Here is a 6,476-nt window from a genome sequence, read left to right as displayed (position 1 = left end):
ACCTGCTCAGGCTGGTACTTCTTGCCTCGCCCCATATGCTCTCCTTGTCCAGTTCTCTCTTATCCACTGGCACATTTCAAGCCGGGCACTCCAAATGCTTGAGCTACAACATCAGGCTTAAGAGGAATACAGTATTCCAGATCCGAACCCTGGATAGCATGCCCACCGAGCGTGCTCCACAGATCACCAGACTGCCGATTGCATGTGGTGGCCAAAAAGAAGGAGTACTTCTGCGATGCAAGGTACTTCCTGAAAAGATAAAACCCAAGGGAACGGGCTGATGGTTCCACAAAGAAGCTGCTAGCGCAGAGGGCAAGAACTCTCCGCTCCGCCGACAAGAACGCAGCAGGAAAGGTAAGATTGAGCCCTCTAATGGCGCCTGCGCGATCAACTAGAGAATAGCCTAGCCGACACTCTAATGATTCAACTGGATTTTCAGCTAGAAGCCATCTAAGACGTCGCTCAATATTCATAGCATCATATTTAGATGACTGCCGGCTAGAAGGAGCATCCAGCGCCGCATCACGCCAACGGTGAATAAACGCGGCGACAAGTGGCAATGCATCGCTTGTAAGCTGCTGTATCTCAATATCCTTCATCTGGTTTTCCTACAACAGCTTCTACTCAGCCGGATGCAAACTCCGTGATCATCTTCCACTCCATGTTGCTAAAAGATTGAAAAGGTGTCCCATCGCCACGTCATGCTCTGAACAAGTCGTAATGGTTGTCTCCTTATTGATTAACTGTAAGACGACTTGCTCGATATCCCTAGTCTCGCGTGAGAGAACTCAGTCAGTCATCACCTTGTCATCGATTAGACGATTCATCTCATTCACCACTCGATGGAGATCACTTTCAGTGGTTCTGAAACTGGTGATGCACGCACGCACAACAGCACTATCGCCGACCCTAGCCTCAGTCATCCAGGCGATTTGACGCTCGCGCAGCAGAGAAAGGAACCTTGATATATCCAGGCCACGGCGGGTGAAGCAGACAAGTGGAAGTGGTGTTTCGTTGAGGATTAGCCAGTCGGAGGCTATCAATAACTCTCTGAATACTTGTCCTAGTCGGGCTTGCTGCTCAATCATTGCAACATAACCCGACTCCCCGCACTCTGCAAGCGTCATAAATAGCTTTAATCCTATGAAGCGCCGAGACCACTGCAGCGATGACGTAAGCGGATCCACTACCGGGCCCCTTCCCTTTCCAGGCATATACGTGACATCCACACGAAACGCCTCCGCAATCGTGTCGGGATGCCTGCAAAATAACATACCGGCACCCATCGGAACCGATAGCCACTTGTGCGCGTCACAGGTGATGGAATCTGCAGTTTCGATACCGGCAAGGTACCGTCTTAGGACAGGGGAGATAATAGCCGCCCCACCCCACGCGGCATCTGCGTGAAACCAGAGCTTATGCTCCCGACAGAATTGGCCGATCTCGAGCAGTGGGTCGATCACACCAGCGGCCGTTGTTCCCGCTGTACCAATAACCATGAACGGCAGAAAGCCGCTTCTTCTATCTTCGGCCACGCGTCTCGCCAGGTCATCAACGTCCAACCTTAAACTTTCGTCTGTCGCTACTGTGCGAAGTGCTTTTCTACCAATCCCCACGACGTGCGCGATTTTGTTGTACCCGTTGTGGGCCTCCGTGGTCAGGTAGATAGAGGGAATGGCACCGACACTTTGAATCCCATTTTCACCGTAACCAGGAAAAGCTCTAGTCAAAGCTAGAACGACCGCCGAGAGATTTGCCTCCGTTCCGCCACTGGTAAAGCTTGCAATACTCTCTGGAGGAAGACCGTATTTTGCTATTAGCCATGCAAGGGTGTGGCGTTCAATTTCGTTTGCTGCAGGCGACGTTCGCCAGTTTGCTAGCTGCGGGTTATACATCGCTACAATTGTGTCCGCTATAACAGATGCGAGTGTTACGCTGGGATTAGAGAGCCCTAGATATCGTGGATGGGTGACCTGCACTTGCCACTGTTGTAACATTTTTTCTACATCATCAATGACCTCATCCAAGGTCATCTTCCTGCTGAAGTCGTATCGAGATGAAAGATGAGCCCGTATCGTCTCAGCGTCTACCTCTGGGTAGATTGATCCTTGCGCGATCTCATCCTGTAGCATCTCATAGTTGTGGCACATTTCCTGGATCAGCATGAAGCAACCTTAAGATGCATCTAGGACAACGACTTTAACCAGCAGCTGCCACACGCGCAATGATCGATCAACTTTGCTGCCCCTGATCCTACAACTGGATTCGGAACAACATAAGTATCGCTAAAGTCGAATATCGCCTGTCTGTATGCGGTTATAGAGCGACACGTCCAGCTTGGTATAGCGACCCGATTGAAGATCGTCAAAATATATGTCGTCGTTTGTTGCATAGGGAGCGTATCCCTGGGCAACTAGGGCTCTTTTGGAATATTTGAATGTCCGTGTCACTTCGATTCCATCACAAAAGCGTAGAAACATTGGACGCGCATAAGCGGGGAGATGAGTCACCAGATGCGTCCGCAATGAAGATAGATCCAACTCATTTTCTGTAACGAGTGCAGCCATGCCCGCACGACCGTCTGTGGCAGGGATCGCAACTCCGTAGACAGCAGCATACTTTACTCCAGCGAATCTACAGATGGCTTCAGACACCTCTAGTGTAGAGACATTTTCACCTTTCCAACGGAAGCTCTCTCCGACGCGATCAACGAAGTAGAAAAAGCCTTTTTCATCGATGCGCATCAGATCACCGGTACGCACCCAGGAGTCCCCCGCTTCAAAGACATCGTGTAGCACTTTTTCATCTGATGCCTGCTTATCCGTATACCCCTCGTAACGAGTTCCGAGTGCTGACGGACCATCCACTATCTTGCCAATCGCTTCACCAATCTCGTTTGGAGGACAACGAACGCAGAAGCCGTATTCATTTCGAACGGGCGTACGTTTCTCGATATCGAGAACTATAAGCTCGGTTGAGAATCGATGTGCCAGATATGGGGGAATCCTTCCGATCGATCCTCTCTTTCCTTCGATGTTGAAGAGTGACACCCCCCCTTCGGTAGAGGCATAAAACTCCAGAACCTGAGGGATCCGAAACTTATCTTGAAACTCATTCCATACTTCGGCTGCCATTCCGTTGCCACAGGCCATCCTGACCCTGTGAGGTGACGCGTCCGAATCTGTAGTTGCATGGATTAGATAACGACAAAATTCCCCGATGTACTGGAACATGGTGCAATCCCAGCGGATCACATCACTCCAAAAGTGACTTGCAGAGAATTTCTCTCGGATGACAACGCTACCGCCGCCTGCGAGACTCGCACAAGGCACCAGAACGCCCCCGATGCTGTGATACATCGGCAAACAGTTATAGATGCGGTCACCGGGATGTATACACATCATGCCCGCAAACCACTGGCCCCATTGGACAATTCGAGCGTGGCTAATCTTCGCCGCCTTGGGTAGTCCCGTGGTACCAGATGTCATAACATAAAGCGCTAGATCTTTGATCGTTGTGGACCTGTGCTCATGTGTGCTCAATCTGCAACCATCTTGCAGATCTATTTCCAGATCGATGCGCTGCGATGTCTCATCGTATGCGCCGTGAGTCCAGATCATCGGGACTTCAGAGAGATACGGTATGGCGGTATTCAATTGCTTTCGCAATTCTGCGGCGACAATGAGATGTTTTGGTCCGGTCACATTAATACAATGCGACAGTGATGGCCCCGCGAGGTTGGTATTGAGTAGAACAACGACACCCCCGATGCTTGTAAGTCCTAGCCATATTGCCAAATACTCTGGCCGGTTTGGCATCAGCAGGCATACGACCTCGCCTTTACCTAGACCTTTGCTCAGTGCCCACCGGGCATATTGGTTCTGCCGAGTGGCCAGGTCTTGATAGCTGAAAGATTCGCGATCGGAGAGAAGTGCAGGGGCGCTCGGAAAATCTGCAGCTAGCTCGTCTATAACTATAGACATTAGACGATCGGGAGCGCGGTGAATAGTTGCCGTTCGCTCCAATGCGCGCAGCCAGGCTTTGTTGACACTTCCGGCGCTATATGCGGCTTCCTTTGTCACAGTCTGGCTCACGCTGTACTACCTGCATCGACGGTGATTACTGTTCCCGTTATGTTCCTCGCGTTGTCACCTAGAAGAAATTCAACAGCATTCGCAACGTCTTTACCCTCTGCGAGACGTCGCAAGGCACTGCGGCGCTCGACCTGCTGACGCATATCATCGCTGAGGGTTTTAGTCATATCAGTCTCAATAAAACCGGGAGCAACAGAATTTATATTTATTCCTACACGCCCGATCTCCCTTGCGAGTGACCGGGAAAAGCCAATCATAGATGCCTTTGTTGCCCCATAGACCGAAAGGCCGCTATAGCCTGTAAAAGCAGCGATAGACGCAAGATTGACAATGCGTCCTCCGCCATCCGCCATCATGAGGCGAATTACATGCTTAGTGAGAACGATCGGGGAAACGACATTTATCCGCACAAGCTGCTCAATCTGGTGAGCAGGCATTAGCGCGAGCAGCCCTTCGAAACTTATACCAGCGTTGTTGACTAGTCCGTAGATGACTCCGTAGTCTTTGCGCAACTGGCGGACCAGACAGGAGATATTGTCGGTCTCGGCAAGGTCGAAAGGAACGAAATGAAATGATCCTGGATTTGAGCCTTCAGCATCCTGCATCGCTGTCGTGAGTTCAGGATTCTGCTTACGTGCAATTGCAATCACCCGATATCCGGTGCTACTTAGTCTACGGGCGATAGCCAACCCTAAACCTCGGCTGCCCCCTGTCACAATGACATTACGCATTGCGCCGGAGTACCTTTCCAGATTCAGCGATGGATAACGAGGATATGAAATTAATGGCTGCCGGGACTTTGTAAGACGAGAGAGATTCACGGCAACGTAGGAGGATATCTTCTCTGAGTTCACGCACATCCTCGTCAAGGCAGGCGTTCACTCTATCGAGAACAACGTCTGCAATAACCATCGCTCCCGTCATTGGATTCTTTTTTGTTCGGACAATCGATCCTTGTACAGCAGGATGGCGATTGATCACTGCTTCAATCTCCTCGGGATGTACCTTTAATCCTCCGACATTGATCACCCCATCACGTCTGCCAATGAAGTGGTACCGTCCTTCCCTCAGTTCAAGTAGGTCGCCGGTATCAACAAAGCCCTCTTCGTCTAAAAGTGCCGACACGTTGTTGCCCAGATATCTACTTGCCGTGCGCGCAGAACGAATACGCAGCGAGTTATCCTTCACTTTCATCTCTACGAAAGGTGTGCACATTATCGTTTCGGGGGGAATACCTGCAAAGCCATCATTGACTTCAAACGCTACGCCAGCTTCGGTGGAGGCGAAGGCATGGGAGATCTGGGCGTGCGGATAGGCCGAATGGAGGCTGTTAAGGATCGGCTGATCAACTATCTCTCCGGATAATCGGATATATTTTGGCGAAATAAAACATGCAGCGGGGCTCATCAGTGCACGACGCCATTGGGAGGGTGTTCCGGAGATGTGAGTGACCCCTAGGCGAGCAGCACGAGTGAGAAATGCGGCGGGTGATTCCTGCGCATTGGAGAGCACAAGTGATGCACCAGCGAAGATCGCTCGGATAAATATCTGTAGGCCGCCATATCGCCTGATGTCATAGAAGGTACTCCACACTATCGGCTCAGGAGACATGTTAGGTGGCCCGATCGCGCCGGCTAAACTAGCCAAGCTATGGACGACAAGCTTTGGGATGCCTGTAGTGCCGGAGGTGAGGAGTATCCACTCTGTCTTGTAACATGCATTTCGCTCACATTTCGCGGGTTCAACTGTGGGACTGCATGGACTGAAATAAAGCGGCCTCGGACTACCATATTGCAATGCTGTCCGGTCTGAGACAATTCCATCCACGGCAGCTGTATCCATGACATACGGGAGATGTTCTATTGGAAGATCCGGCGGACACAGTACTATTCGGCGAGCAACCCCATCAAGTTCGATCAGCGCGGATGCGGTCGTGAACTGGTTCGTCGTTGCAACGAGCACGGACCGACCACAGAGTTCATCGCCCCGACCAAAAAGCGCCGATCCACTGACCAGATTGCTTAAGGTGATGCTTGCGTTCGCATCGACGATCAGGGGGTCAGAATGCTTGTCCACCGCGGACAGCGCCTCAAATAGCGAAGTCGATTTATTGTGACTGCCTTGAGCTGGTCTCATAAAAGTCGACAAATTCTCCGAAGGTTATTGGGAAGCGAGCATCATCAGTCAGAGTAAAGGGATCGATGCCGAGCGACTCCTCAAGTCGAACGACTAAGATCGCCATAGAAAGGGAGTCCAAGCCGGACTCCAGAAGTTCAAGATCATCGCTGAGTGGCGATAGACGTCGTCCCTGCTCGCGGGCGACCTGACTAAATTGGTGAACAATCTCGGATCGTATATCCATAGTGGCGCTCCTTGAAATCT

Annotated in this window: 6 protein-coding genes; all 6 read right to left on the bottom strand. The window is 51.1% G+C overall.

Annotation, left to right across the window (positions count from 1 at the left end; all coding sequences use genetic code 11):
- Positions 1 to 59: 59 nt before the first annotated feature.
- Positions 60 to 599, bottom strand: coding sequence for a hypothetical protein (locus tag C7378_RS16785; protein ID WP_131999265.1), 540 nt, complete (start codon positions 597 to 599; stop codon positions 60 to 62).
- Between the two features lie 189 nt (positions 600 to 788).
- Entirely contained in the window at positions 789 to 2,165 is a 1,377-nt protein-coding gene (locus C7378_RS16780; protein ID WP_131999263.1) for a pyridoxal phosphate-dependent decarboxylase family protein, read from the bottom strand.
- Positions 2,166 to 2,285: 120 nt separating this feature from the next.
- Positions 2,286 to 4,094, bottom strand: a complete 1,809-nt coding sequence (locus tag C7378_RS16775) for a long-chain-acyl-CoA synthetase (RefSeq protein WP_131999261.1) — start codon at positions 4,092 to 4,094, stop codon at positions 2,286 to 2,288.
- On the bottom strand, positions 4,091 to 4,825 hold the full coding sequence (locus tag C7378_RS16770) for an SDR family NAD(P)-dependent oxidoreductase (RefSeq protein ID WP_131999260.1): 735 nt from the start codon (positions 4,823 to 4,825) through the stop codon (positions 4,091 to 4,093). Before C7378_RS16770 ends, C7378_RS16775 begins: the two co-directional genes overlap by 4 nt.
- Complete coding sequence (locus C7378_RS16765) at positions 4,818 to 6,230, bottom strand: ANL family adenylate-forming protein (protein ID WP_131999258.1); 1,413 nt, start codon at positions 6,228 to 6,230, stop codon at positions 4,818 to 4,820. Before C7378_RS16765 ends, C7378_RS16770 begins: the two co-directional genes overlap by 8 nt.
- Positions 6,202 to 6,456 (bottom strand): acyl carrier protein, encoded by a 255-nt coding sequence (locus tag C7378_RS18245; protein ID WP_131999256.1) that lies wholly within the window; start codon positions 6,454 to 6,456, stop codon positions 6,202 to 6,204. The genes C7378_RS16765 and C7378_RS18245 overlap by 29 nt, the downstream gene beginning before the upstream one ends.
- Positions 6,457 to 6,476: the final 20 nt, after the last annotated feature.

The organism is Acidipila rosea, assembly GCF_004339725.1.
In the GTDB taxonomy this organism is placed as follows: Bacteria; Acidobacteriota; Terriglobia; order Terriglobales; family Acidobacteriaceae; genus Acidipila; species Acidipila rosea.
This window is presented reverse-complemented; position numbering and strand designations above follow the sequence as displayed.